The organism is Mycoplana dimorpha (assembly GCF_003046475.1).
GTDB lineage: Bacteria > Pseudomonadota > Alphaproteobacteria > Rhizobiales > Rhizobiaceae > Mycoplana > Mycoplana dimorpha.
Genome location: NZ_PZZZ01000004.1, coordinates 410,662 through 433,013 on the forward strand (window position 1 = coordinate 410,662; position 22,352 = coordinate 433,013).

General features: G+C 64.3%; 24 protein-coding genes, 1 tRNA gene and 1 pseudogene. 8 read left to right on the plus strand and 18 right to left on the minus strand.

The genetic code is table 11. From position 1 onward, the window contains the following. Positions 1 to 188 precede the first annotated feature (188 nt). Together C7449_RS12080 and C7449_RS12085 are read left to right on the plus strand one after the other, a co-directional pair. A tRNA-Pro gene (locus tag C7449_RS12080) sits at positions 189 to 265 on the plus strand. A gap of 177 nt (positions 266 to 442) precedes the next feature. Beyond that, complete coding sequence (locus tag C7449_RS12085) at positions 443 to 628, plus strand: hypothetical protein (RefSeq protein WP_108003032.1); 186 nt, start codon at positions 443 to 445, stop codon at positions 626 to 628. 117 nt (positions 629 to 745) lie between these two features. Here C7449_RS12085 and C7449_RS12090 read toward each other — a convergent pair whose 3' ends face one another. The 6 genes from C7449_RS12090 to C7449_RS12115 form a co-directional block, all read right to left on the minus strand. Beyond that, positions 746 to 1,276 (minus strand): MerR family transcriptional regulator, encoded by a 531-nt coding sequence (locus C7449_RS12090; protein ID WP_108003033.1) that lies wholly within the window; start codon positions 1,274 to 1,276, stop codon positions 746 to 748. A gap of 102 nt (positions 1,277 to 1,378) precedes the next feature. Then, positions 1,379 to 1,741 (minus strand): integration host factor subunit alpha, encoded by a 363-nt coding sequence (locus C7449_RS12095; RefSeq protein ID WP_108003034.1) that lies wholly within the window; start codon positions 1,739 to 1,741, stop codon positions 1,379 to 1,381. Positions 1,742 to 1,846: 105 nt separating this feature from the next. Further along, entirely contained in the window at positions 1,847 to 2,818 is a 972-nt protein-coding gene (locus C7449_RS12100) for a beta-ketoacyl-ACP synthase III (RefSeq protein ID WP_108003035.1), read from the minus strand. An 8-nt stretch (positions 2,819 to 2,826) separates the two neighbouring features. After that, positions 2,827 to 3,885: a phosphate acyltransferase PlsX gene (gene plsX / locus C7449_RS12105; RefSeq protein WP_108003036.1), complete on the minus strand. Its 1,059-nt coding sequence runs from the start codon at positions 3,883 to 3,885 to the stop codon at positions 2,827 to 2,829. 101 nt (positions 3,886 to 3,986) lie between these two features. Beyond that, entirely contained in the window at positions 3,987 to 4,538 is a 552-nt protein-coding gene (locus C7449_RS12110) for a YceD family protein (protein ID WP_108003037.1), read from the minus strand. Between the two features lie 21 nt (positions 4,539 to 4,559). Next, the gene (locus tag C7449_RS12115) at positions 4,560 to 5,162 is read right to left on the minus strand and encodes a ubiquinol-cytochrome C chaperone family protein (protein ID WP_108003038.1); all 603 of its coding nucleotides are present in this window, start codon (positions 5,160 to 5,162) and stop codon (positions 4,560 to 4,562) included. 78 nt (positions 5,163 to 5,240) lie between these two features. Here C7449_RS12115 and C7449_RS12120 point away from each other — a divergent pair, with 78 nt between their 5' ends. Further along, entirely contained in the window at positions 5,241 to 5,735 is a 495-nt protein-coding gene (locus C7449_RS12120) for an outer membrane protein assembly factor BamE (protein ID WP_108003217.1), read from the plus strand. 77 nt (positions 5,736 to 5,812) lie between these two features. On the opposite strand, the pseudogene C7449_RS12125 reads toward C7449_RS12120, so the two are convergent. From C7449_RS12125 to ribH, 4 genes and pseudogenes are all read right to left on the minus strand, one after another. Beyond that, positions 5,813 to 7,949, minus strand: a pseudogene (locus C7449_RS12125) (sodium-translocating pyrophosphatase). A 173-nt stretch (positions 7,950 to 8,122) separates the two neighbouring features. Continuing rightward, entirely contained in the window at positions 8,123 to 9,358 is a 1,236-nt protein-coding gene (locus tag C7449_RS12130; RefSeq protein WP_108003039.1) for an MFS transporter, read from the minus strand. A gap of 107 nt (positions 9,359 to 9,465) precedes the next feature. Continuing rightward, positions 9,466 to 9,948, minus strand: coding sequence for a transcription antitermination factor NusB (gene nusB, locus C7449_RS12135; protein WP_108003040.1), 483 nt, complete (start codon positions 9,946 to 9,948; stop codon positions 9,466 to 9,468). Further along, positions 9,945 to 10,406, minus strand: a complete 462-nt coding sequence (gene ribH, locus C7449_RS12140; protein ID WP_108003041.1) for a 6,7-dimethyl-8-ribityllumazine synthase — start codon at positions 10,404 to 10,406, stop codon at positions 9,945 to 9,947. Before ribH ends, nusB begins: the two co-directional genes overlap by 4 nt. A gap of 223 nt (positions 10,407 to 10,629) precedes the next feature. Between ribH and C7449_RS12145 the strand changes: the two genes are divergently transcribed. Continuing rightward, a complete protein-coding gene (locus C7449_RS12145; protein WP_108003042.1) occupies positions 10,630 to 11,133 on the plus strand; it encodes a cupin domain-containing protein in 504 nt (167 codons plus the stop codon). Positions 11,134 to 11,281: 148 nt separating this feature from the next. Here C7449_RS12145 and C7449_RS12150 read toward each other — a convergent pair whose 3' ends face one another. The 6 genes from C7449_RS12150 to C7449_RS12175 form a co-directional block, all read right to left on the minus strand. Continuing rightward, a complete protein-coding gene (locus C7449_RS12150; protein ID WP_108003043.1) occupies positions 11,282 to 12,133 on the minus strand; it encodes a Hint domain-containing protein in 852 nt (283 codons plus the stop codon). Positions 12,134 to 12,415: 282 nt separating this feature from the next. Beyond that, positions 12,416 to 13,036 carry a riboflavin synthase gene (locus C7449_RS12155; protein ID WP_108003044.1) on the minus strand — a complete coding sequence of 207 codons (621 nt, stop codon included), beginning with the start codon at positions 13,034 to 13,036 and terminating at the stop codon, positions 12,416 to 12,418. Further along, entirely contained in the window at positions 13,018 to 14,142 is a 1,125-nt protein-coding gene (gene ribD / locus C7449_RS12160; RefSeq protein ID WP_108003045.1) for a bifunctional diaminohydroxyphosphoribosylaminopyrimidine deaminase/5-amino-6-(5-phosphoribosylamino)uracil reductase RibD, read from the minus strand. Before ribD ends, C7449_RS12155 begins: the two co-directional genes overlap by 19 nt. A gap of 3 nt (positions 14,143 to 14,145) precedes the next feature. Continuing rightward, entirely contained in the window at positions 14,146 to 14,625 is a 480-nt protein-coding gene (gene nrdR, locus C7449_RS12165) for a transcriptional regulator NrdR (protein ID WP_108003046.1), read from the minus strand. Positions 14,626 to 14,634: 9 nt separating this feature from the next. Then, positions 14,635 to 15,933: a serine hydroxymethyltransferase gene (gene glyA / locus C7449_RS12170; protein WP_108003047.1), complete on the minus strand. Its 1,299-nt coding sequence runs from the start codon at positions 15,931 to 15,933 to the stop codon at positions 14,635 to 14,637. 189 nt (positions 15,934 to 16,122) lie between these two features. Next, positions 16,123 to 17,448 (minus strand): L,D-transpeptidase family protein, encoded by a 1,326-nt coding sequence (locus C7449_RS12175; protein WP_108003048.1) that lies wholly within the window; start codon positions 17,446 to 17,448, stop codon positions 16,123 to 16,125. A 338-nt stretch (positions 17,449 to 17,786) separates the two neighbouring features. Between C7449_RS12175 and C7449_RS12180 the strand changes: the two genes are divergently transcribed. Beyond that, positions 17,787 to 18,071: a hypothetical protein gene (locus tag C7449_RS12180; protein WP_146165075.1), complete on the plus strand. Its 285-nt coding sequence runs from the start codon at positions 17,787 to 17,789 to the stop codon at positions 18,069 to 18,071. Positions 18,072 to 18,660: 589 nt separating this feature from the next. Here C7449_RS12180 and ldtR read toward each other — a convergent pair. Both ldtR and C7449_RS12190 read right to left on the minus strand, forming a co-directional pair. Next, positions 18,661 to 19,170, minus strand: coding sequence for a transcriptional regulator LdtR (ldtR, locus tag C7449_RS12185; protein ID WP_108003050.1), 510 nt, complete (start codon positions 19,168 to 19,170; stop codon positions 18,661 to 18,663). A gap of 123 nt (positions 19,171 to 19,293) precedes the next feature. Then, positions 19,294 to 19,773 (minus strand): DUF6163 family protein, encoded by a 480-nt coding sequence (locus C7449_RS12190; protein WP_245414367.1) that lies wholly within the window; start codon positions 19,771 to 19,773, stop codon positions 19,294 to 19,296. A gap of 110 nt (positions 19,774 to 19,883) precedes the next feature. Here C7449_RS12190 and hemB point away from each other — a divergent pair, with 110 nt between their 5' ends. From hemB to C7449_RS12205, 3 genes are all read left to right on the plus strand, one after another. Then, the gene (gene hemB / locus C7449_RS12195) at positions 19,884 to 20,891 is read left to right on the plus strand and encodes a porphobilinogen synthase (protein ID WP_374828273.1); all 1,008 of its coding nucleotides are present in this window, start codon (positions 19,884 to 19,886) and stop codon (positions 20,889 to 20,891) included. A gap of 113 nt (positions 20,892 to 21,004) precedes the next feature. Further along, a complete protein-coding gene (locus C7449_RS12200) occupies positions 21,005 to 21,466 on the plus strand; it encodes an RDD family protein (protein ID WP_108003053.1) in 462 nt (153 codons plus the stop codon). A gap of 116 nt (positions 21,467 to 21,582) precedes the next feature. Then, a complete protein-coding gene (locus tag C7449_RS12205; protein ID WP_108003054.1) occupies positions 21,583 to 22,344 on the plus strand; it encodes an arginyltransferase in 762 nt (253 codons plus the stop codon). Positions 22,345 to 22,352 lie beyond the last annotated feature (8 nt).

Below are 22,352 nucleotides of genomic sequence, written 5' to 3' on the forward strand. Positions count from 1 at the left end.
TGGTGCAAATGTCGTTTGAGCCGGGTCGCAGTTTCGGGCAGACGGCATGCCACAACGACACCGGTGCCGCCATCCACACCCCTGCCCCGCCAAACCGCAGCCTCGGCACGCCATTCCGCCTTTTTGTTCCCGCCGTCCAATTTGCCGCTTGCATAGCGATCATCGAGACGATAGGGGTTGCATCGGTTCGGAGCGTAGCGCAGCCCGGTAGCGCACTTGACTGGGGGTCAAGGGGTCGTGGGTTCGAATCCCGCCGCTCCGACCATTTAATCAGACACTTAGCTACCCGTGTTTGAACCGGCTGCAAAATTCGGCCTCTTGCCAGCCAGGCTTGGCCATTTCCTTGAACAGCTTGTTTCGTCATCGCCGTGAACCGCCTCGGCTCCGCGGGCGGAACATTGGCCTTTCCCTTCCGTTATGCTTGCGCATTGGAGGAAGAGCCATGGGCATTCGGAACGCTCCCACGCAAAAGGGTAAGGAAGCCGCACAAGGCCTTCACGAGGCAGCTCGTGAGGACGAGCGGAAGGTCGAATCTGAAAAGGGGTCTGCATTGAAGAAGGGTGCAGACCGCTTCGAAGAGCGCTCGAAAAGCTCCGACAGCAAGAGCGCAGGCGAAAAGCAGAAGTAAGAGCCTTCGAGCACTTTAGCGCTGATGTCGGCCGCCCGTTACCGGCGGCGGGGGTAGCCTCCGCGCCGACGGTTTCAAGGAAACGACTACCATCCCGATCCGGTTGGTAGCGCGCCCTCAGCGCACCTGGTCGAGCAGGCGCTTGCATTCCAGCAGGTCATAGAGCGCTTCCTGCAGCAGTGCGCGGTCCTCCTTGCCGACGCTGCTCTTGCCGATCGAAATCTCCGGCGTGTCGTCGCTGTTGCCGCCGACAAACGAGAAAAAGCGGCGGCTGGCCGGCGCCTTGGCGCGGCCGACGATCTGGTCGTCGTCGGCCGTCTTCGGGGCGGCGGGCTCCTCCTGGCTGGCGGCGGCCAGCGCCTCCACCGTCGCCAGATCGCCGCTGGCGATCGCCGCGACGAACTTGTTGCCGTTGTTCTTCAGGAGCTTCTGGACGCCCTTGATGGTGTAGCCGTGGTCGTAGAGGAGGTGCCGGATGCCCTTCAGCAACTCGACGTCGTCGGGACGATAGTAGCGCCGGCCGCCGCCGCGCTTCATCGGCTTGATCTGCGAGAAGCGCGTCTCCCAGAAACGCAGCACGTGCTGCGGCAGGTCTAGATCGTCGGCGACTTCGCTGATGGTGCGGAACGCGTCGGGGCTCTTCTCCATCGATCAACCTCACTGTACGACCAACCGGTCCGCCGGCAAAAAAGGCCGGCGACCGAATCGTTGTATTCCAGCGGGTTATGGCGGCTTATTCAAGCCGAAATTTCACGGCTCCGACGACCGGCGCCCCTCGGCCGCGGGCGATTGCATCTTCTGCTTGGCCTTGCGCGCCGTATGCGCCTTCAAGACCCGCTGCTTCAGCACGTTCGAGGCCTTGAAGGTCATGACGCGCCGCGGCGAGATCGGCACTTCCTCGCCGGTCTTCGGGTTTCGGCCGATGCGCTCGTTCTTGTCGCGCACCTGGAAGGTCGCGAACGAGGAGAGCTTGACGCTTTCACCGCGCACGATGGCGTTGCAGATTTCATCGATGACGGTCTCGACGAGCTCCGCCGATTCGGTTCTGGACAGGCCGACCTTACGAAAGACTGATTCGGCCAAATCTGCGCGTGTCACGGTTTTGCCGCTCATCTTCTCCCACCGTTCTTATTGAAAGGCTTAGCTTATCGGGCAAGAGTATTTCCCTTGCCCTTGCCGGTCAAGCGCTGTTCAGACGGACGTGAAGACGGGTTTGCGCTACCAGCGCAGCAGCACGGCGCCCCAGGTAAAGCCCCCGCCCATCGCTTCGAGGAGCACGAGATCGCCCTCCTTGATGCGCCCGTCGCCGGCAGCCGCCGCAAGCGCCAACGGAATGGAGGCGGCCGACGTGTTGCCATGCAGATCCACGGTGACGACGACCTTCTCCAGGGGAATGCCAAGTTTCTTGGCCGAGCCGTCGATGATGCGGCGGTTCGCCTGGTGCGGCACCATCCAGTCGAGATCGTCGACCGACAGGCCCGTGGCGTCGAAGGCGGCAACGATCACGTCGGTGATCATGCCGACGGCGTGCTTGAAGACCTCGCGCCCTTCCATGCGCAGGTGCCCGACCGTTCCGGTCGTGGAAGGGCCCCCGTCAACGTAAAGCTTGTCACGATGGGCGCCATCGGAACGCAATTGCGAGGTGAGCACGCCGCGGTCGGCAACCGTACCCTCGCCTTCCAAAGCCTCGAGCACGACCGCGCCCGCTCCGTCGCCGAAGAGAACGCAGGTGGTGCGGTCGGTCCAGTCGAGGATGCGCGAGAACGTCTCGGCGCCGATTACCAGCACGCGGCGCGCCATGCCGCCGCGGATATAGGCATCCGCGGTCGCCATGGCGTAGACGAAACCCGAGCAGACCGCCTGCATGTCGAAGGCATAGCCGTGGCTCATGCCGAGCCTGTTCTGGATATTGACCGCCGTGGCCGGGAAGGTGTTGTCGGGCGTGGAGGTGGCGACGATGATGAGGTCGATATCGGCGGGGCTGAGGCCAGCCCTGTCGAGCGCCGCGCGCGCCGCTTCGGCGCCGAGCGAAGCCGTCGTCTCGCCTTCGCCTGCGATGTAACGCTGGCGGATGCCGGTCCGCTGCACGATCCACTCGTCCGAGGTGTCGACCATGCTTTCAAGCTCACGGTTCGTGAGCACCCGCTTCGGAAGCGCCGTCCCGAAACCGCGTACAACTGAACGGATCATATGCTTTCCTATATCCCGTCGCTCATGCTGTCGGCCGCGCCTGCGACGGATCTGCCGGCATGATATCTCTTCAAGTCGTTCTCGATCTTTTCCTTCAGCCCGTTACGAGCCATGTCATAGCCGACGTCGACGGCCGCCGCAAAGCCTTCGGCGTCGGTGCCGCCGTGGCTCTTGATGACGATGCCGTTGAGACCGAGAAAGACGCCGCCGTTGACCTTGCGCGGATCCATCTTCTCGCGCAGCCGGTCGAAGGCGCCCTTGGCCAGGATATAGCCGAGTTTCGCCATCAAGGTGCGCGACATGGCGGCGCGCAGGTACTCGGCGATCTGGCGGGCGGTGCCTTCGGCTGTCTTCAGGGCGATGTTTCCGGCGAAGCCTTCAGTCACGACGACGTCGACGGTGCCGCGGCCGATGTCGTCGCCTTCGACGAAGCCATAATAGTCGATCTTGTCGAAATTGGCTTCGCGGATGAGCTGGCCGGCGGCCTTGACCTCTTCCTGCCCCTTGATCTCCTCGACGCCGACATTGAGCAGGCCGAGCGTCGGCCGCTCGATCTCGAACAGGGCACGCGCCATCGCCCCGCCCATCAGTGCGAAGTCGAACAGCTGGTTGGCGTCGGCGCCGATCGTCGCGCCCACGTCGAGCACGATGCTCTCGCCACGCAGCGTCGGCCAGATGCCGGCGATGGCGGGCCGCTCGATATCGGCCATCATGCGCAGGCAGAATTTCGCCATGGCCATCAGCGCGCCGGTGTTGCCGGCGGAAACGGCGACGTCCGCCTCCCCCTTGGCAACCGCATCCAGCGCCCGCCACATCGACGATTTGCCGCGGCCGCGCCGCAGCGCCTGGCTCGGCTTCTCGTCCATGCCGACGGCGATCTCGCAATCGGTGAAGGTGCTGGCGGCCTTCAGCTTGGGGTAGCTGTCCAGAAGCGGCAGGCATTGCGATGCAATGCCGAACAGGCAGAAGCGAATGTCGGGGTGACGTTCGAGCGCCTTGGCTATGCCAGGGATGACGACCTTCGGCCCGACATCGCCACCCATGACATCAACGGATATTCTGACCACGCGAGTCCAGTCCTTTTCTCCAGCCCCGGGGGCGGAATTTGGGTCAAAATACCGCTTTTCGTCCGGGTGACAATCGAATTGTCGCGGCCGCAACCGCCCATTCAGTTCTTTTTCCAGTCCTTTAGCGCGGCGAAGGGAGAGGGCTTGGCGTCGTCCTCTTCGCTGCTTTCCACATGGGCCGAGAACATCGCCCCGGCCTTGCGGGGATAATGATCGATCGCCATCGCGGCATATTCGGCGGCAACTGCGCCGGCATCGATGGCGTCGCCCTCGAAGGTCTCGGGACTGTCGGGGCCGTCCGGATCGAGCAGCATCTCGCCGCCCTCGATATTCGGCGCCCTCGCCAGCTTCGATCCTTCCGGCACGAACACCGCGTCGACCGCCTCGTCGATTTTGTCTTCCACCGGCTCGAGCGTCACGACGCAGGCCTGGACGATGTCCGCCTGAACGCGTCCCTTCAGCCTCACCCCGTCCCGCTTCCAGCGCTGGATCTGGAATTCGGCAGCAAACGACCGCACCTCGGGGACATCCCACTGTCGCGCCAGCGCCACCAGTTCCGCAGCATCGGCCGTGATCGTCACGGTCACCGGATTGTTCGAGACGTGCCCGACCTTCACCCTGTAGGAGAATGGACCGTCTTCCATATGCTTCATGTCAGTTTCCTTCACCGCCGGTCAGGCCGCGGGTCCAGCCGCCGGCAACTGCGCGTCCCCGGTCTCGACGGAGATCTCGTCGAGCGCGGTCAGGTGCGCTTCCGCGGCGAAGAGATAGTCGGCAAGGCCTTGCATGCTCGGCGCGGCATCGCCGTCATCCGGATAGATATTGCGTTTCAGCGCCCCTGCAAGGGCCGCCCGGTCGCCGGCCTCGAGTGCTGCCGCGTAGGCTTCGAGCCGGCCGTAGAAACGTGCCGCCAGCTTCTTCATCCGCTTCGGCACGCCGACGTCGCTGATGCCGAGTTCGCGGATCGAGTGGTCGATGTCCTGGAAGAAGGCGTCGACGATCTGCTGGGCGATCTCCTGACCCGAGGTGGCCGAGGCACGGGTGCGGCGGAAATAGAGGATAAGCACCGCCGAAAGCATCTCGAGCCGCCCCATTACCGTGTCGGGCACGTCGAGCGCCTCGTAAAGATAGGGCTGGCGCGCGGCGCTGGTCAGGTGTGCATATTGGCGTTCGACGATCCGCTGGTTGGCGTTTTTTTTCCTGAACAGGCTGAAGATCATCATAACGCCTAGTTTTGGCTCATTGAAGGGCGGGGCGCGGCCGGTGCCGTGTTGCATGACAGCCGAAGCTGGTTTACCGAAGCATGCACGAATTGCAATGGCTCGCCGGCCATCTTAGCTTCAAGGGGATTGTCGTTGAAGAGACGGTATTTCAGGACTGACATGAATTTGCTGCGCAACGCCACTATTGCCATCGCCCTTTCCACCACCCTTCTCGCCGGCTGCCAGACAGGCGAAGTCCTCAACCAGGGCTATATCGTGGATGAGCAGACGCTGGCGCTTGCCCCGGTCGGCTCCTCGCGCGAACAGGTGCTGCTGTCGCTCGGAACACCGTCGACGACGGCGACCTTCGACAACGAGGTCTTCTATTACATCTCGCAGAAGCGCGTCCGGCCGATCGCCTTCATGAAGCCCAAGCTGATCGACCAGAGCGTGCTCGCCGTCTATTTCAACAAGGACGGCAATGTCGAGCGGCTCGCGAACTACACGGCGAAGGACGGGGTGCCGTTCGACATGATCTCGCGGACCACGCCGACCGGCGGCGTCGAGCAGACCTTCCTCGGCCAGCTCCTGAAGGGCGGCAACGACCCGAACGCCGCGATCCGCAACGCGCTGGCCGGACCGCAATAGTCGGCGCCGTTGCAGTCGATAAAATGAAAACCCCGCGAGGCCGGCGCCTCGCGGGGTTTCTTGTCTGGTCCCGTGTCTCAGGCCAGGACGGCCAGGAGAAGCAGGGCGACGATGTTGGTGATCTTGATCGCCGGGTTGACGGCGGGTCCGGCCGTGTCCTTGTAGGGGTCGCCGACGGTGTCGCCGGTGACGGAGGCCTTGTGGGCCTCGGAGCCCTTCATGTGCCGTTGCCCGTCCTTGTCGACGAAGCCGTCCTCGAAGCTCTTCTTGGCGTTGTCCCAGGCACCGCCCCCGGACGTCATGGAGATCGCCACGAACAGGCCGTTGACGATGACGCCGAGCAGCGATGCGCCGAGTGCCGCAAAGGCCGAGGCCTTGGAACCGGAAATCAGCAGCACGCCGAAATAGACGACGAGCGGCGCCAGCACCGGCAGGAGCGACGGCACGATCATCTCGCGGATCGCCGCCTTGGTCAGCAGGTCGACGGCGCGGCCATAGTTCGGCTTGTCCTTGCCTTGCATGATGCCGGGTTTCTCCTTGAACTGCCTGCGCACCTCCTCGACGATCGAGCCGGCCGCCCGGCCGACCGCCGTCATGGCGATGCCCCCGAAGAGATAGGGAATCAGCCCGCCGAAGATCAGCCCGGCCACCACGTAGGGGTTCGACAGATCGAAGGAAATCTCGCCGATATTGGCGAAATACGGATATTTGTCGCCATTGGCGGCAAAGTAGGACAGGTCGTTGGAATAGGCCGCGAACAGCACCAGCGCCCCGAGCCCGGCCGAGCCGATGGCATAGCCCTTCGTCACCGCCTTGGTGGTGTTGCCGACGGCGTCGAGCGCGTCCGTCGCCTTGCGCACGTCCGGCGACAGGTGCGACATCTCGGCGATGCCGCCGGCATTGTCGGTGACCGGACCGAAGGCGTCGAGCGCCACGATCATGCCGGCAAGCCCGAGCATGGCGGTGACGGCGATGGCCGTGCCGAACAGGCCGGCCAACTGGTAGGTGGCGATGATGCCGCCGACGATGACGATCGCCGGCAGTGCCGTCGATTCCAGCGAGACCGCCAGGCCCTGGATGACGTTGGTGCCGTGGCCGGTCACCGAAGCCTGCGCGATTGAATTGACCGGCCGCTTGTTGGTGCCCGTGTAGTATTCGGTGATCACCACGATCAGCGCCGTGACGACGAGCCCGATGAGCCCGCAGACGAACAGGTTCGCCCCCCCTGACTTCGATGCCGCCAACCGTGCCGATCGAGCCCCAGCCGATCGTGAAGGAGGTCGCCGCGCCGAGGCCCAGGATCGACAGCGCGCCGGTGACGATCAGCCCCTTGTAGAGCGCCCCCATGATCGAGTTGTTGGTGCCAAGCTTGACGAAGAAGGTGCCGATGATCGAGGTGATGACGCAGGCCGCGCAGATCGCGAGCGGATAGGCCATGGCGGTTGCGAGGATCGGCGTGCCGCCGAAGAAGATCGCTGCCAGCACCATGGTGGCCACCACGGTCACCGCGTAGGTTTCGAACAGGTCGGCGGCCATGCCGGCGCAGTCGCCGACATTGTCGCCGACGTTGTCGGCGATCGTGGCCGGATTGCGCGGATCGTCCTCGGGAATGCCGGCCTCGACCTTGCCGACGAGGTCGCCGCCGACGTCGGCCCCCTTGGTGAAGATGCCGCCGCCGAGACGGGCGAAGATCGAGATCAGCGACGCCCCGAAGCCGAGCGCCACCAGCGAGTCGATGACCTGGCGCGAGGCCGGATCATGGCCGAGCACGGCGGTGAGAATGTAGTAGTAGACCGACACGCCGAGAAGCGCGAGGCCTGCGACCAGCATGCCGGTGATCGCGCCCGACTTGAAGGCGATCTCGAGGCCGGAGGCCAGGCTGACCGAGGCGGCCTGGGCCGTGCGCACGTTGGCGCGGACGGAGACGTGCATGCCGATGAAGCCGGCCGCACCGGAAAGAACGGCGCCGATCAGGAACCCGATGGCGGCGGTCGAGGACAGAAGAAGCCAGGCGGCGATGAAGACGATGACGCCGACGACTGCGATGGTCTTGTACTGGCGGGTCAGGTAAGCCTGCGCGCCCTCCCGGATATAGCCAGCAATTTCCTGCATGCGGGCGTTCCCCTGATCGGCGGCAAGCACCGACCGCGTCGCCCAGATGGCATAAACCACCGAGAGCAACCCGCATGCGATAACGCCCAATAGAATGGTCATTTCGCTATTCCCTCCTGTGAGGCCGCATGTCCGTTCCGCCGCGGCCATAAAAAACGCCAGCGGCCCGCTTGCCTCCACACAAGACGGGCAGTTGACGCAGCCGAGAGAGTGCAAGCGCGAATCGCCTGCGTCAAGTCGCCGCGTTGCGGGCGAAAATCGACAGGCCTCAGGTTTCAGGCCACGGGCTCAGTTTGCCCCTTCCGGCCGCGGTAAGCCAGCATCAGCACGAGGATAAGGCTGATTCCCGCCACCGGCCAGAACACGAGACTGATCGTCTGCCAGCCATAGGCATTGAACACCTCGCCCGACGCGAACGAAGCCAGCGCGACCGTGCCGAACAGCACGATGTCATGGAAGCCCTGGACCTTGTCGGCCTCGTCCGGTCGGTAGCTGGAGACGACGATTGCCGTCGAGCCAATGAAGCCCAGGTTCCAGCCGATGCCGAGCAGCACCAGCGCCGCCCAGAAGTTCCAGAGTTCAACGCCGGCATGGGCGACCACGGCGCAGCCCATCAGGATCAGCAGCCCGGCCGCCACCACCTTCTCCGCGCCGAAACGCTGGATCAGCATGCCGGTGAAAAAGCTCGGCGCAAACATTGCAAGCACATGCCACTGGATGCCGAGGGTGGCGAGTTCCGGAGAAAAGCCGCAGCCGATCACCATGGCGAGCGGCGCGCCGGTCATCATGAAGGTCATCAGCGCGTAACTGGAAATGCCGCAGACCATTCCGGTCAGGAAACGCTGGGTGAGAACGATCCGGCGGAGGGGCCGCGCCGGCGTCATCGCCTTCAGCCTGTGCGCATGCGCATCGGGCAGCCGCAGCAATAGGAAGAGCACGATCGCCGAAAGGAAGAGCGGCACAAGCGCGACGAACGCGCCGGCAAACAGCACCGGCTCGAACAGGTCCTTGGTGAAGATGACGATCTGCGGGCCCAGAACGGCGGAAATCACCCCGCCCGCCAGGATCCAGGAAATCGCCCGTGGCTTGTAGAACGACGGCGACGCATCGGCCGCGGCAAAACGGATCTTTTGCGCGAAGCCGGCGGAAATCCCGATGAGGACGAAGCCGGCCGCCAGGAACCAGAAATCGGAGCGGAAGAGCGCCAGCGCCGCAAGTGTCCCGCCGGTTGCGCCGAGCAGCGCGCCGACGATGAAACCGGAGGCGCGGCCAAGCGCCCGTGCCAGCACGGCGATCAGGATTGCGCCGAGCGACACGCCGATGTTGAAGCCGGTCAGGGGGGCTGTTGCCAGCGACTTGTCGTCGCCGAGAAGCTGGTAGCCGGCGAGGCCGCCGATGGAAAAGACGACCGGTCCGGCGGAGCCGAGGATCGCCTGTGCCGCCGTCAGCAGGAAGACATTGCGTCGCGCCACCGACAGTTCGGTTTCCAGACCTTCCGCAGCGACCGTCATGCTCCCCTGCCCTTCATCAGATCGCCTGATAAAGGCCTCACGCGATCTGCTTCAAGTTGATGATCTGTCCCGTCCCGCAATCGCAGCGCGCCTGCGGGCCAGGGGCATCAGGATTTCTTCTCGCCCCGCACCTGCCGGGCGATGCGGTCGAGCACCGCGTTGACGAGCTTCGGCTCCTCGTCCTCGAAGAACGCCTTGGCGATCTCGACATATTCCGTGACGATCACCGCCACGGGCACGTCCTTGCGCTCGAGAAGTTCGAAGGTGCCGGCGCGCAGGATGGCGCGCACGGTGGAATCGAGGCGCGATAGCGCCCAGTCGTCCTGCAGCGCCCCGCCTATCAGCGGATCGAGCTTGCGCTGGTCGCGCACGACCCCCGAAACGATCGAGCGGAACCAAGACGCGTCGGCCTTGAGATAGGTCTCCCCGTCGACTTCCTGGCCGAGGCGATGCGCCTCGAACTCGGCGACGATCTCCAGCACGCCGGTGCCGCCGATGTCCATCTGGTAGAGTGCCTGCACGGCGGCAAGGCGCGCAGCACCCCGCTGGTTCGCCTGTTTTGGAGGCTGCCCGAATTTGTCCTTGGTCACGATGCGCCGCCCAGTTGCTTCTTCACTTCGATCATTCTCAGGGCCGCACGGGCCGCAAAGCCGCCCTTGTCGCCCTCGCTGCGGCGGGCGCGCGCCCAGGCCTGGTCGTCGTTCTCGACGGTCAGGATGCCGTTGCCGATCGCCAGGCCCTCGCTGACGGTCAGGTCCATAATGGCGCGGCAGGATTCGTTGGCGACGATGTCGAAATGATAGGTCTCACCGCGGATCACCATGCCGAGCGCGACGAAGCCGTCATATTCGATGCCGCCATAGTCCGCGCCGTCGAGCGCCATGGAGATGGCTGCCGGGATTTCCAGCGCGCCGGGCACGGTGACGACGTCATAGGTGGCACCGGCAGCGTCGAGAGCAGCCTTGGCGCCGTCGAGCAGCGCATCGGCCATATCGTCGTAAAAGCGGGCCTCGACGATGAGGAGATGAGGGGTTTCAGCATTTGCCATGGGTCACCCGAACAATGTGTGAGAAGGCACGCGGATCGTCGCGGCAGAGGCCGCGGTCAAACCACGACGGGGCGGCGATGGCAAGGAAATTCGGCTCGTGAGGGCCGATTTTGGCGGAGGGGCGACTTTACGTCGCCCCTGAAGTCGGCAACCCTGTCGGCCAGGATTCAAGTTCTCGTCGCAAGCCCCTCGGCCTCGCCGCCGTCCTCAAGGAGACCGGATCATGACCGCAGCAGCAAGCCCCGTCATCAATCCGCATGCCCTCGAACTCGACCATTGGACCAAGGGAGACATGTACGAATCCCGAGACGCATCCTTCGGGCGGTTGCTGGGCCTGAAGGACCTCGGCATCGGCTACAGCGAGGTGCCGCCGGGCAAGTCCGGGTGCCCGTTCCACAATCACCACGTCGAGGATGAACTCTTCGTCATTCTGGAGGGAACCGGCACCTACCGACTTGGCGAAAGCCGCTACGAGGTCGGCCCGGGCGACGTACTCGGCGCGCCGGCCGGCGGTCCGGAGACGGCGCACCATCTGATCAACACCGGCAGCGTGCCGCTCAGATACCTGTCGATCTCGACGATGGCGGCAACCGAGATCTGCGAATATCCGGATTCCGGCAAGTTCCTCGCCAAGACTCGCCCCGAGGCAGGCGGTCGAGCCTCGTTCCGCTTCGTCGGCAGGCCCGACAGCGCCGTCGACTACTGGGAGGGCGAGCCGGGGGCTTGACAACAGCCAATGCAGTTCTCCGGAAACCTGCAGCGGTTTCGGGAAAAAACATGCGTCAGACAAAAGGAAAAGCAGATCGCGTGAAGCCTGTCTCGCGCGATCTGCTTTCGAAACAGTACGACCTGCCGATGCTACGGGCCGCGCCCGATCAACGCGACGCTTCCAGTGCGCGCGCCGCCAGCCGCTCCCGGGCATCGGCGATCGGGTCACGGGGGCTCCTGAAGGGATGAGCCGCGATGTCCAGCAACGCTTTGAGATGGTCACGTCCCCCGTAGCAATTCAGGCGGGGTGCGAACGACGCCATCGCCACCCGGGAAGCCGAGGGCAGGAGTTGCTCGAGTTCGGCAAAGTTCGAAAAGAGTTCGTGATTGCCGTTCACCATCCGGAACGTCTCGACGGGTAGCCCTTCCGCGAAGATTACGTCATGGGTATCGAGCAGGATGTTGAAGTACTCGATCGTGTCGGCATCCGGCGCTGTCGGAGCGATCGAGCGATCGTTGACGAGGTACCTCGCCTCGATCAGCGCACCATCCAGGTAAAGCGCATGGCCGCCGGAAATGTAGAGGTCCCGATGCGGCGTTTGTCCGTCTACGGAATGCCGGGCGACGCGGATTGGCGCGATATTCGGGTGCCAGGTCGGCCCGGTAAGCGTATAGGCCCGCCGTCCGACCCACCTGACCAGCCTTGTCCCACCGTCAACGGTTCGAACAAGGTCACCGGCGCGGATGTCCTCGATCGGTACTTCGCCTTTGCTTGTCAGGATCGAAGTACCGGCAAGGAAGCAGGCTCCCTGAGGATCCTTTCCTCCGCCGGTTCCTCCGCCGGTTCCTCCCGGGTTTCTTCCCCAGTTTCGGCCCCACGCATGTGCCATGGAGCTCGGAAGGATCGAGGACGCGATAACGCCCAATCCCGCGATCCTGGCGCCGGTGGCGGCAGCGAGCCCGAGGAAGTGGCGCCGTGCCCTGTTGAGATTGGAGGGATGCTTTTCGTGTGAAGACATGACTTTCTCCCTGCCCCAGTTGCGGCGTTCCCCGTCAAAATCTATTGTCAAACCTTTCACACATTAAAGGAATACGGATGTTCGGATTGTATGCGGCGGTGAACATACCACGTCAGCCGCAGGCGCCTCTCCGTCCGGATAGGCCCACTTTACCTCCGAAGATTGCAAACGTTGGTGCGCGACCATAAACGCGCTGGTGGCATCGAGCGCGAATGGCGGGTGCTTGCCTGGAAAGAAATGAACGCGCCACAAGTGTGCACGCCTGGCCAATGGCCGCGAGGCCTACTCCGGCTTGGGCGCCGGGAATTCCGCCAGCCGTGCCGCGTAGCGCGCCATCGTGTCGACCTCGAAATTGACGAAATCGCCGGCCTTGCGCTCGCCCCAAGTCGTCACCTCCAGCGTGTGCCGGATCAGGAGCACGTCGAAGACGGCGCCGTTGACCGCATTGACCGTCAGCGAGGTGCCGTCCAGCGCTACCGAGCCCTTCGGGGCGACGAACCGCTCGAGCCCGGCGGGTGCCCGCAGCGTGAAGCGCGTCGCGTCGCCCTCGGCCGCGACCTGCAGAACCTCCGCCCTGCCGTCGACATGGCCGGAGACGAGGTGGCCGCCGAGTTCGTCGCCGATCTTCAGCGAGCGCTCGAGATTGATGCGGGTCCCGGGCCGCCAGCTGCCGATCGTCGTCAGCCGCAACGCCTCCTCCCACGCCTCCACCTCGAACCAGCGCTCGTTGGAGCCGGCCTCCGGAAGCGCCGTCACCGTCAGGCACGTGCCGGAATGGGCGATGGAGGCGCCCAGGTCGATGGTCGCCGGGTCATAGGCCGTCCGCACCCGCAGCCGCACGCCCTCGTTCATGGGCTCGACCCGCTCGAGCGTGCCGATGTCGGTTACAATGCCGGTAAACATGCGTCGTCTCTCTCATATTCTTCAAACAGGTCCGCGCCGAAGCGCATCGTGCGCCGGCGCGTGAAGCCGGCCGGCATGACGTCGGACACAAATGGGGAGGCAACGCCGTCCTCGCCAATTGGCGCGGCGCCGGTGTAGAGATGGATGCGGTCGACCAGCCCCGCGTCGAGAAAGCTCTGCGCCACAGACGCTCCCCCTTCGACGAGCAGCGAGGAGATCCCGCGCGAGGCGAGGCCCTGCAGCAGTTCCGGCAGCCGACGCGGGTCGCACTGCAAGACCTCGACCCCGGCCGCGTCCAGCGCGGCGCGGCGCGCCTCGAACGCCGCGTCGGCGGCGTCTTCCGACGCCGGCTCGCCTGCAATGTCGATCACCGGTACCGCGCGAGCCGACCGGGCGAGCTTTCCGGACAAAGGCAGCCGCAGGTCGCGATCGAGCACGATGCGCACCGGCGACCGCTCTTCGAGGCCCGGAAGGCGGCAGGTAAGCTCCGGATCGTCCGCCCTGGCCGTACCGATTCCGACGAGGATCGCATCGCTTTCCGCCCGCAGGGCATGCACCTGCCGGCGCGCCACCGGACCGGTCACGGCGACCTGCCCGGCGCCAAGACGCCCAACCATGCCGTCGGATGATACCGCAAGCTTCAGGGTCACATACGGGCGGTTGTTCACTTGCCGCATGAGGTAGGCGGCAAGTGCCCTGCGCCCTTCCGCCTCCAGCACGCCGGTGTCCACCGCGATGCCCGCCGCAAGCAGCATCTCGATCCCCCGGCCCGCCACCCGCTCGTCCGGGTCGGTGACGGAAATCACCACGCGGGCGACGCCGGCGGCGATCAGCGCTTCGGCGCAAGGCGGGGTCTTGCCGTGATGGGAGCAGGGCTCGAGGCTCACGTAGGCGGTGGCGCAGCGCGCCCCCTCGCCCGCCTCGGCAAGCGCGATGCGCTCGGCATGCGGCCGGCCGCCTAAGGCGGTGACGCCGGTCGCAAGCACGATGCCGTCCCTGACGATGATACAGCCGACGGAGGGATTGGTCGCGGTGCGGCCGAGATTGCGCAGGCTCAGCCGGATCGCGGCGGCCATGAAGCGTTCGTCTTCCGCCGCGCCGGCCATGGTTCAGCCCTCATCGCCGGGGTCGCGGGCGATCTTGGCGGCGACCTCGGAAAGCGTCTTCTCGAAGTCGTCGACATGCGAGAAGTCGCGGTAGACGGAAGCGTAGCGGACGAAGGCGACGTCATCCAGCGCCTTCAGCGCCTCGAGCACCTGCAATCCGATCTGCTCCGACGAGATTTCCGTCTCGCCGGAGCTTTCGAGGCGACGGACGATGCCGGAGACCGCACGCTCGATGCGATCGCGGTCGACGGGCCGCTTGCGCAGCGCGATCTCGAACGATTTCATCAGCTTGTCGCGGTCGAAGGGGGCCTTGCGGCCCGTCTTCTTCAGCACCATCAGTTCGCGAAGCTGCACCCTTTCGAACGTCGTGAAGCGCCCGCCGCAATCCGGGCAGATGCGGCGGCGGCGGATCGCGGTCCCGTCCTCGGCCGGACGGGAATCCTTCACCTGCGTGTCTTCCGAAGCGCAATAGGGGCAGCGCACAGCTACTCCTTACATGTAGGGGTACATGGGGAAGCGGTTGGTCAGCGCGACGACCTTCTCGCGCACCGCGGCTTCGACGGCCGCATTGCCCTCGTCGGAGTTGGCGGCCTTCAGCCCGTCGAGAAGCTCGACGATGAGGTTGCCGATCTCCTTGAACTCGGCTTCCTTGAAGCCGCGGGTCGTGCCGGCCGGCGTGCCGAGGCGGACGCCCGAGGTGACGAAGGGCTTTTCCGGGTCGAAGGGAATGCCATTCTTGTTGCAGGTGATGTAGCCGCGGCCGAGCGCCGCCTCGGCGCGCTTGCCGGTGGCGTTCTTCTTGCGCAGGTCGACGAGCATCAGGTGGTTGTCGGTGCCGCCCGAGACGATGTCGAGGCCGCCTTCGATCAGCGTCGCGGCGAGCGCCTTGGCGTTCTTGACGATCTGCGCGGCGTAGTCCTTGAACTCCGGCTGCAGCGCCTCGCCGAAGGCCACCGCCTTGGCGGCGATGATGTGCATCAGCGGGCCGCCCTGCAGGCCGGGGAAGACGGCCGAGTTGATCTTCTTGGCGATGTCCTCGTCGTTGGTCAGCACGACGCCGCCGCGCGGCCCGCGCAGCGACTTGTGCGTGGTGGTCGTGGCGACGTGGCAGTGCGGGAACGGCGACGGGTGCTGACCACCGGCGACGAGACCGGCGATATGGGCCATGTCGACCATCAGGTAGGCGCCGACCTCGTCGGCAATCTCGCGGAAGCGCTTCCAGTCCCAGATGCGGGAGTAGGCGGTGCCGCCGGCGATGATCAGCTTCGGCTTGTGCGTGCGGGCCTTCTCGGCCACGTCGTCCATGTCGAGCAGGTGGTCGCCCTCGCGCACGCCGTAGGAAACGACGTTGAACCACTTGCCGGACATGTTGACCGGCGAGCCGTGCGTCAGGTGACCGCCCGAGTTGAGGTCGAGCCCCATGAAGGTGTCGCCCGGCTGCAGCAGCGCCAGGAACACCGCCTGGTTCATCTGCGAGCCGGAGTTCGGCTGAACGTTGGCGAAGTTGACGCCGAACAGCTTCTTGGCGCGCTCGATGGCGAGCTCCTCGGCGATGTCGACGAACTGGCAGCCGCCATAGTAGCGCTTGCCCGGATAGCCCTCGGCATACTTGTTCGTCATGATCGAGCCCTGGGCCTCGAGCACCGCACGCGAGACGATGTTTTCGGAGGCGATCAGTTCGATCTCATGGCGCTGGCGGCCCAGTTCCTTCTCGATCGCGCCGAAGATATCCGGATCGGTGTCGGCGAGCGAGCGGGTGAAGAAGGCTTGGGTGGTTTCGGAAGGGCTCATTCTACGCTCCTGTAAGGCGGTGGCACGGTGTTTAACGTCCTCGCATGACAAGGGCAATATGGGCTATGCCGATTGCGGCATTTGGGGCGGGCCTGTTGAACAAAAGCGACGCACGGGCTCCGCGTGCCCAAATGAAAGGCCGCGCAGTCTACGACTGCACGGCCCGCCGTCCGTGTAAAATCGAACGCGCTACTGCGGCAGGGCGTCCTGCTCGATCGAGCCGGTGGACTGCTCGACGCCGAAATTCGTCTGAAGCGCCAGTTCGGCGACACCGTCGCGCTTGTAGATGTCGTCGCGGAACTGCACGACGCGGTCCTTGGCCGACCAGGCGGTGACGTAGACGAAATAGACCGGCACCTCCTCGGCGAGACGGATCGGCGTGTTGACGCCGGACTTGATGGTCGCCTCCATCTGCTGGCGCGACCACCCGGGCGTCTCCTTCAAAAGCCAGACGGACAGGTCGCGCACGTTCTGCACGCGCACGCAGCCGGAGGATTCGAAGCGCATCAGCTTGTTGAACAGGCCCTGCTGCGGGGTGTCGTGCATGTAGACCTGATGCTCGTTGTGGAAGTTGATCTTCGTCGACGACATGGCGTTGATCTTGCCCGGATCCTGGCGGAACATCAGGTTCGGCGCCTTGTCGGCGAACCAGTCGATCGTCTCCGGTGCCACCTCGTTGCCGCTGCCGTCGATCAGGCGGATGTTGTTGCGCGTCAGGTAGGTCGGATCCTTGCGCATCAGCGGCACGATGTCCTTCTGGATGATCGAGCGCGGCGCGGTCCAGTACGGGTTGAGGATGACCTCGTAGATCTTCGAGTTGAGGATCGGCGACTGCCGGTCGTACTTGCCGACGATCGCCGTGTGGCGCAACGCCACGCGATCGTTCTCCACCGCCTCGATGTGGGCCGCCGGGATGTTCACCATCACGTAGCGACGGCCGAGGTCGCCTGACATGGCCTGGATGCGGACAAGGTTGGTCTGCAACTGGCCGAGACGAACATCGGCCGGCACGTTCATCGCCTTCAGCGTGTATTCGCCCAGCACCCCGTCGGCCGGCAGGCCGTGGCGGGCCTGGAAGCGCTTCACGGCGCCGTCGACATAGGAGTCGTAGGCGTTCGAGATGCCCGCCGCCCGCGGCAGGTCGCCGGAGATGATCAGGCGCTGCCGCAGCGTCTGGACGACCGCATCGCTGACGCCAAGCTCGAGCCGCTGCGAAGCGCTGACCGTCGGCCAGCCGCCGCTGGAAACGATGTTCTGGTAGTCGAAGATCGCCTGCTGGATGTGGCCTGCGGAACCGGGTCCGAAGATCGGGTTGTTGGAAATGACCGCCGTGGCCGTCCGCGAGGCCTTCGCATCGAACTGGTCGTCCCAGTTGCCGCGGCGCGGGGCATTGAGAATCTCGTCGATTGCCGTCTGTGCGGCGGCGGACCCGGCAAAGGCTGCGGCGCCGAAGGTCGCGGCGGAACGCAGGAAGGCGCGGCGTGAAAACACATCAATTCCGATCTTGCGAGACATCTATCCTACCAATTTCTGCTGGCCGCAAACATCGGCCACGGCCCGCTGGGATCATTGCCCCTAAAGGGGACCACATCGGACGGGAACTATCACGAACACGGTTAACAATCGGCAACCCGCATGCGAGCGGCGCATGTCGGGCCACTTTCCCGCTGTCACAGCAATATGGCCGATTCGTGTTTTCGGGGCGGGGCGCGACATCCCTGCCCTGCCCGCTCTGACCGCCGGAATCGGAAAAACCGGACGCGCAGGGGACGCATCCGGTTTTGGGCCCCATTTTGTCAATCTGGACGTTCATGAGTCACCGTGCATAATGCCGCCAGGTGTGGGGGAAGCGCATGAACGTCAAACGAGGCTTATTCCGAATTTGGGTTGTCCTCTCCGGCCTCTGGCTATTGCTGGTCGGAGTCTTTAGCTTCGAGGATATCGTAAGCCCCTATTTCGGTTCCCGTGCCTTCTATTTTCCGAAAAATGTGACCGCAACGGCAGCAAAGGCCGAGCTCGACAAGCGTCGGTCCAGCTCATCCTGGTCAACGTATGAAATCAAAACGCCGGAGGGCTTTCTTTACACGATGCCAGGCGCCAACAGTGAGGACGCCTACAATCGCCTACCGAAGGGCTAGTCAACGCTGTTTACGAACTGAAGCCTGTTTCGGTCGAGCGCTACACAGAGGAATATCGCCAGCTAGAAGAGGGCAAACGGAACGGCTATACCCAGCAAGTCGAAATCATTGGCCTGCCCGAAGCCGTCTTATTCGCAGCGAAGGATGTTCCGGTTGAGGAATTGAAGCGACAAGCTGCCGAGGCATTCCGGATTGGGAGCGGCGTCAAAGCGCTGGTGACGGGCAAGAAGCGTGAAACGGCCATACAGCAGGCTTTCTTATGGACTGTTCTTCCACCTGCCGCTCTGTTCCTCTTCGGCTGGGTAATCCTCTGGATCGGCCGAGGATTTGCAACCTTTTTCGTAGCGGCCCTTGACAGCTTTACGCCAGAAGCTCCGAAAGCAGTGCGTCGCTGCCCAGTACTCGTCCAATGAGACGCTACTCAGATCCGTCACGGGTTGCTCCCGCCAGCCAGTATGCTCGTTCCCATCGTAGACAGCTATTGCCCATGGGCACCCGCACGGGCGCAACGCAGCGTCTTCTCCCGCCACGTCACGCCCTTTCGTGCCACTTCATCAATGCTATCATCAGCAGGGAACAGGTTAGCGAATCAGAGCCGGTAGAGGATCGAGTCGTTCCAGAAGCGGTCGAGACGCTGCAGCAGCCGGTTCATCTCGTTGAACTCGGTCTCGCCGATGCCGCCGACCTGCTGGATCGAGCCGATGTGGCGCTCGTAGAGCTTGGCCACGGTCTCGGCGACCTCCTGACCGGCCTCCGTCAGGCTGATGCGCACCGAGCGGCGGTCGACACGCGAGCGCTGGTGATTGATGAAGCCCAGGTCGACCAGCTTCTTGACGTTGTAGGAGACGTTCGAGCCGAGATAGTAGCCGCGCGAGCGCAGTTCGCCGGCGGTCAGCTCGGAGTTGCCGATGTTGAACAGCAGCAGTGCCTGGACGGCGTTGACGTCGGAGCGACCGGCGCGGTCGAACTCGTCCTTGACGACATCGAGCAGGCGGCGGTGCAGCCGCTCGACGAGGTGAAGTGATTCCAGGTAGAGATTACGGATCGCGTCGTCCTGCGGATCGGCTACGACGGTCTGCGGCTTAAGCTTCGTGTTCATTTCTGCCTCACTGTTTTGGTGGCGGTGTATTTCTTCCCGCCTTGAGTGAGACCCTATCGAATGCATCTAAAATTCTACTTAAACCGCAGGCTTAACAGCACCTTACCCTTCCCACACCCGCCATCAGGGTAAATCGGTCCTTACCTGCCGGGCCTGCTTGCGGCGCTGAAGCAGCCGGGCGACCTGGAAAAGCACATAGACGACCGCGACGGCGATATGGGCGAAAACCAGCAGCGGCTTGATGCCGAAGATCGACGGGTAGAACTCATGCATGGCGATCTCCGTCGCCGCGGCCAGGACCCAGACGACAGCCCCCCACGGCGCCAGCAGCCAGAGCCCGACGGCGGCGACCGGAAACATGACCGCAAGCGCCGTCGCGGCCGCCTTCCAGGCCGCCGGCAGGAGATCGAAGCGCCCCTTGCCGCCCAACGAATAGCCGGTGAGCATGGCCCAGTACTGCAGCGCGAACCACAGGCAGAGCACCGCCATCAGCCGCAGAAACAGCAAGAACAGCGTGTCCGTGAGGGTTCGTCTCGGCACATTCGGGGAATCAGAAACCATGGCAGGACCATAGCAGCCCCGCAGTTCCCATGCAGTCCCCATAAAGCGCCGATGTCCACCCGAGCGGCCATGTGCCGCATTCGCATCCGGCCCACGCTTTTGCTAGGTCGGCATCGGTGCTATGAGCGCAGAAAACGGCAGGAATAATTACCATGACTCACATCGTCGACCAGATCACCGGCCACCGTCGCATGCGGCGCAACCGCAAGGCGGACTGGACGCGCCGGCTAGTGCAGGAAAATCGCCTGACGGTCGACGATCTGATCTGGCCGGTCTTCGTCGTGCCTGGCACCAATGTCTTGGAGCCGATCGCCGCCATGCCCGGCGTCAACCGGATGAGCGTCGACCGGCTCGTCGAGGCGGCCAAGGAGGCGGCCGACCTCGGCATCCCGGCCCTCGCCACCTTCCCGAACATCGCGATGGACCTGCGCGACCAGACCGGCTCCAACAGCCTGGCCGCCGACAATCTCATCAACCAGGCGACGCGGGCGCTCAAAAAGCACGTGCCGTCGATCGGCGTCATCACCGACGTGGCGCTCGATCCGTTCACCGACCATGGACACGACGGCATCCTGCGGGATGGAGTGATCGTCAACGACGAGACGGTCGAGCTGGTCGCCAGGGCCGCGGTCATCCAGGCCGATGCCGGCAGCGACATCATCGCCCCCTCCGACATGATGGACGGGCGCATCGGCGCGATCCGCCAGGCGCTGGACGAAGCCGGCCACCAGGACGTCGGCATCATGTCCTATGCGACAAAATTCGCCTCGGCGTTCTACGGCCCCTACCGCGAGGCGATCGGCACAGGCGGACTGCTCAAGGGCGACAAGAAGACCTACTATCTCGACCCGGCCAACGGAACGGAGGCGATGCGCGACGCCGCCCTCGACGTCGAGGAGGGCGCCGACATGCTGATCGTCAAGCCCGGGCTGCCGTTCCTCGACATCTGCTGGCGGATTAAGGAGGCCTTCGGCCTGCCGGTCTTTGCCTATCAGGTGTCCGGCGAGTATGCGCAGATCAAGGCGGCGGCGATGAACGGCTGGATCGACGGCGACCGGGTGATGATGGAAACGCTGCTCGCCTTCAAGCGCGCCGGCTGCGACGGCATCATCAGCTATTTCGCCATCGAGGCGGCGCGGGCGCTCGGCAAACAGGCCTGAGCGGCCACCGCAAGCTCCCTCGGAAGCCGGTGGACGGCACGACGCGCCGGATTGCATTTGCGGCGGCGCTTCCCATATCAGGAGGGCGATCAAACCACGGAGGAGCATCGCGAATGAGCAACTATGACGGGCTTCGCCTGCCGAGCACGGACTGGCGTGCATATCGCGGTGTACTGTCGCGGCGGGTCTTCGCCTTCCTGATCGACTATGCGATCATCGCACTGCTCTGGATCCCCGCTGCCGTCGTCGTGTTCTTCCTCGGCATCATCACGCTCGGGCTCGGCTTCATGCTGTATCCGGCGCTGTTCGTCATCGTCGCCATGCTTTACTTCGGCATGACGATCGGCGGTGCCAACCAGGCGAGCGTCGGCATGAACGTGATGGATCTCGCCGTGATGCGGGTCGACGGGCGACCGATGGACTTCCTCACCGCCGTCGTCTACCTCGTGCTGTTCTGGATCGGCAACGCCCTGCTCACGCCGTTCATCCTGCTGATCGGTCTGTTCACCGACCGCAGCCGGCTGCTGCACGACCTCCTGCTCGGCACCGTCGTCGTCCGGCGCTCCAACGTCTAGGCGCGGCGGGTTTTGAGCCCGCGCCAGCGGCGGCGCGGCCGCGCCAGTTGACGTTTTCCATACTTGCGCCATGCTGATATCGTTGGAAGGGCCCGATTGGAGTCGCGCGCCAAAAAATGAACACCCAGACGAACCCTGCTCCCCAGTTCTACCTGACGGCACCGGCGGCCTGCCCCTATCTGCCGCACGAGATGGAGAGGAAGGTGTTCACCCATCTGGTCGGCGAACGCGCGCCCGAACTGAACGACCTTCTGACCCAGGGCGGCTTCCGCCGCTCGCAGAACATCGCCTACCGGCCCGCCTGCGAGACCTGCCGGGCCTGCGTCTCGGTGCGCATCCTCGTCGATCAGTTCAAGCCGTCGCGCTCGATGCGGCGCGTGCTCGCCGCCAATGCCGACGTGACCGGCCATGAGTATCCCGCCGAACCGTCGAGCGAGCAGTATTCGCTGTTCCGCCACTATCTCGACCATCGCCATCAGAAGGGCGGGATGTCCGACATGTCCATCCTCGATTATGCGATGATGGTCGAGGATACCCATGTCAACACCAGGGTCATCGAGTACCGGCTGCGCGCCGAAGGCTCCGGCATCGAGGAGCGCCCGAGCGGCGAACTCGTCGCCGTCGCACTGACCGACCGCATGGCCGACGGCCTATCGATGGTCTATTCCTTCTTCGATACCGATCGCGAGCGCCGCTCGCTCGGCACCTTCATGATCCTGGACCACGTCCGCCGCGCCAAGGCGATGGGCCTGCCGCACGTCTATCTCGGCTACTGGGTCAAGGGATCGCGCAAAATGGATTATAAAACAAAGTTTCTGCCGCAAGAGCACCTGATGTCGCGCGGCTGGGAACGCTATGATGGCGAAAGTTCAGACTGAGAATCGGA

What these genes read in the sequence shown, in the direction of transcription:
- C7449_RS12110 (WP_108003037.1), bottom strand. Translation starts at nt 4,538, where the DNA reads ATGAAGCATATGGAAGACGGTCCATTCTCCTACAGGGTGAAGGTCGGG.
- C7449_RS12150 (WP_108003043.1), bottom strand. Translation starts at nt 12,133, where the DNA reads ATGTCTTCACACGAAAAGCATCCCTCCAATCTCAACAGGGCACGGCGC.
- C7449_RS12090 (WP_108003033.1), bottom strand. Translation starts at nt 1,276, where the DNA reads ATGGAGAAGAGCCCCGACGCGTTCCGCACCATCAGCGAAGTCGCCGAC.
- C7449_RS12095 (WP_108003034.1), bottom strand. Translation starts at nt 1,741, where the DNA reads ATGAGCGGCAAAACCGTGACACGCGCAGATTTGGCCGAATCAGTCTTT.
- hemB (WP_374828273.1), top strand. Translation starts at nt 19,884, where the DNA reads ATGACTCACATCGTCGACCAGATCACCGGCCACCGTCGCATGCGGCGC.
- ribD (WP_108003045.1), bottom strand. Translation starts at nt 14,142, where the DNA reads ATGGCCGGCGCGGCGGAAGACGAACGCTTCATGGCCGCCGCGATCCGG.
- C7449_RS12205 (WP_108003054.1), top strand. Translation starts at nt 21,583, where the DNA reads ATGAACACCCAGACGAACCCTGCTCCCCAGTTCTACCTGACGGCACCG.
- C7449_RS12145 (WP_108003042.1), top strand. Translation starts at nt 10,630, where the DNA reads ATGACCGCAGCAGCAAGCCCCGTCATCAATCCGCATGCCCTCGAACTC.
- C7449_RS12130 (WP_108003039.1), bottom strand. Translation starts at nt 9,358, where the DNA reads ATGACGGTCGCTGCGGAAGGTCTGGAAACCGAACTGTCGGTGGCGCGA.
- ldtR (WP_108003050.1), bottom strand. Translation starts at nt 19,170, where the DNA reads ATGAACACGAAGCTTAAGCCGCAGACCGTCGTAGCCGATCCGCAGGAC.
- C7449_RS12200 (WP_108003053.1), top strand. Translation starts at nt 21,005, where the DNA reads ATGAGCAACTATGACGGGCTTCGCCTGCCGAGCACGGACTGGCGTGCA.
- C7449_RS12115 (WP_108003038.1), bottom strand. Translation starts at nt 5,162, where the DNA reads ATGCAACACGGCACCGGCCGCGCCCCGCCCTTCAATGAGCCAAAACTA.
- C7449_RS12155 (WP_108003044.1), bottom strand. Translation starts at nt 13,036, where the DNA reads ATGTTTACCGGCATTGTAACCGACATCGGCACGCTCGAGCGGGTCGAG.
- C7449_RS12175 (WP_108003048.1), bottom strand. Translation starts at nt 17,448, where the DNA reads ATGTCTCGCAAGATCGGAATTGATGTGTTTTCACGCCGCGCCTTCCTG.
- ribH (WP_108003041.1), bottom strand. Translation starts at nt 10,406, where the DNA reads ATGGCAAATGCTGAAACCCCTCATCTCCTCATCGTCGAGGCCCGCTTT.
- glyA (WP_108003047.1), bottom strand. Translation starts at nt 15,933, where the DNA reads ATGAGCCCTTCCGAAACCACCCAAGCCTTCTTCACCCGCTCGCTCGCC.
- C7449_RS12085 (WP_108003032.1), top strand. Translation starts at nt 443, where the DNA reads ATGGGCATTCGGAACGCTCCCACGCAAAAGGGTAAGGAAGCCGCACAA.
- C7449_RS12100 (WP_108003035.1), bottom strand. Translation starts at nt 2,818, where the DNA reads ATGATCCGTTCAGTTGTACGCGGTTTCGGGACGGCGCTTCCGAAGCGG.
- C7449_RS12180 (WP_146165075.1), top strand. Translation starts at nt 17,787, where the DNA reads ATGAACGTCAAACGAGGCTTATTCCGAATTTGGGTTGTCCTCTCCGGC.
- C7449_RS12190 (WP_245414367.1), bottom strand. Translation starts at nt 19,773, where the DNA reads ATGGGGACTGCATGGGAACTGCGGGGCTGCTATGGTCCTGCCATGGTT.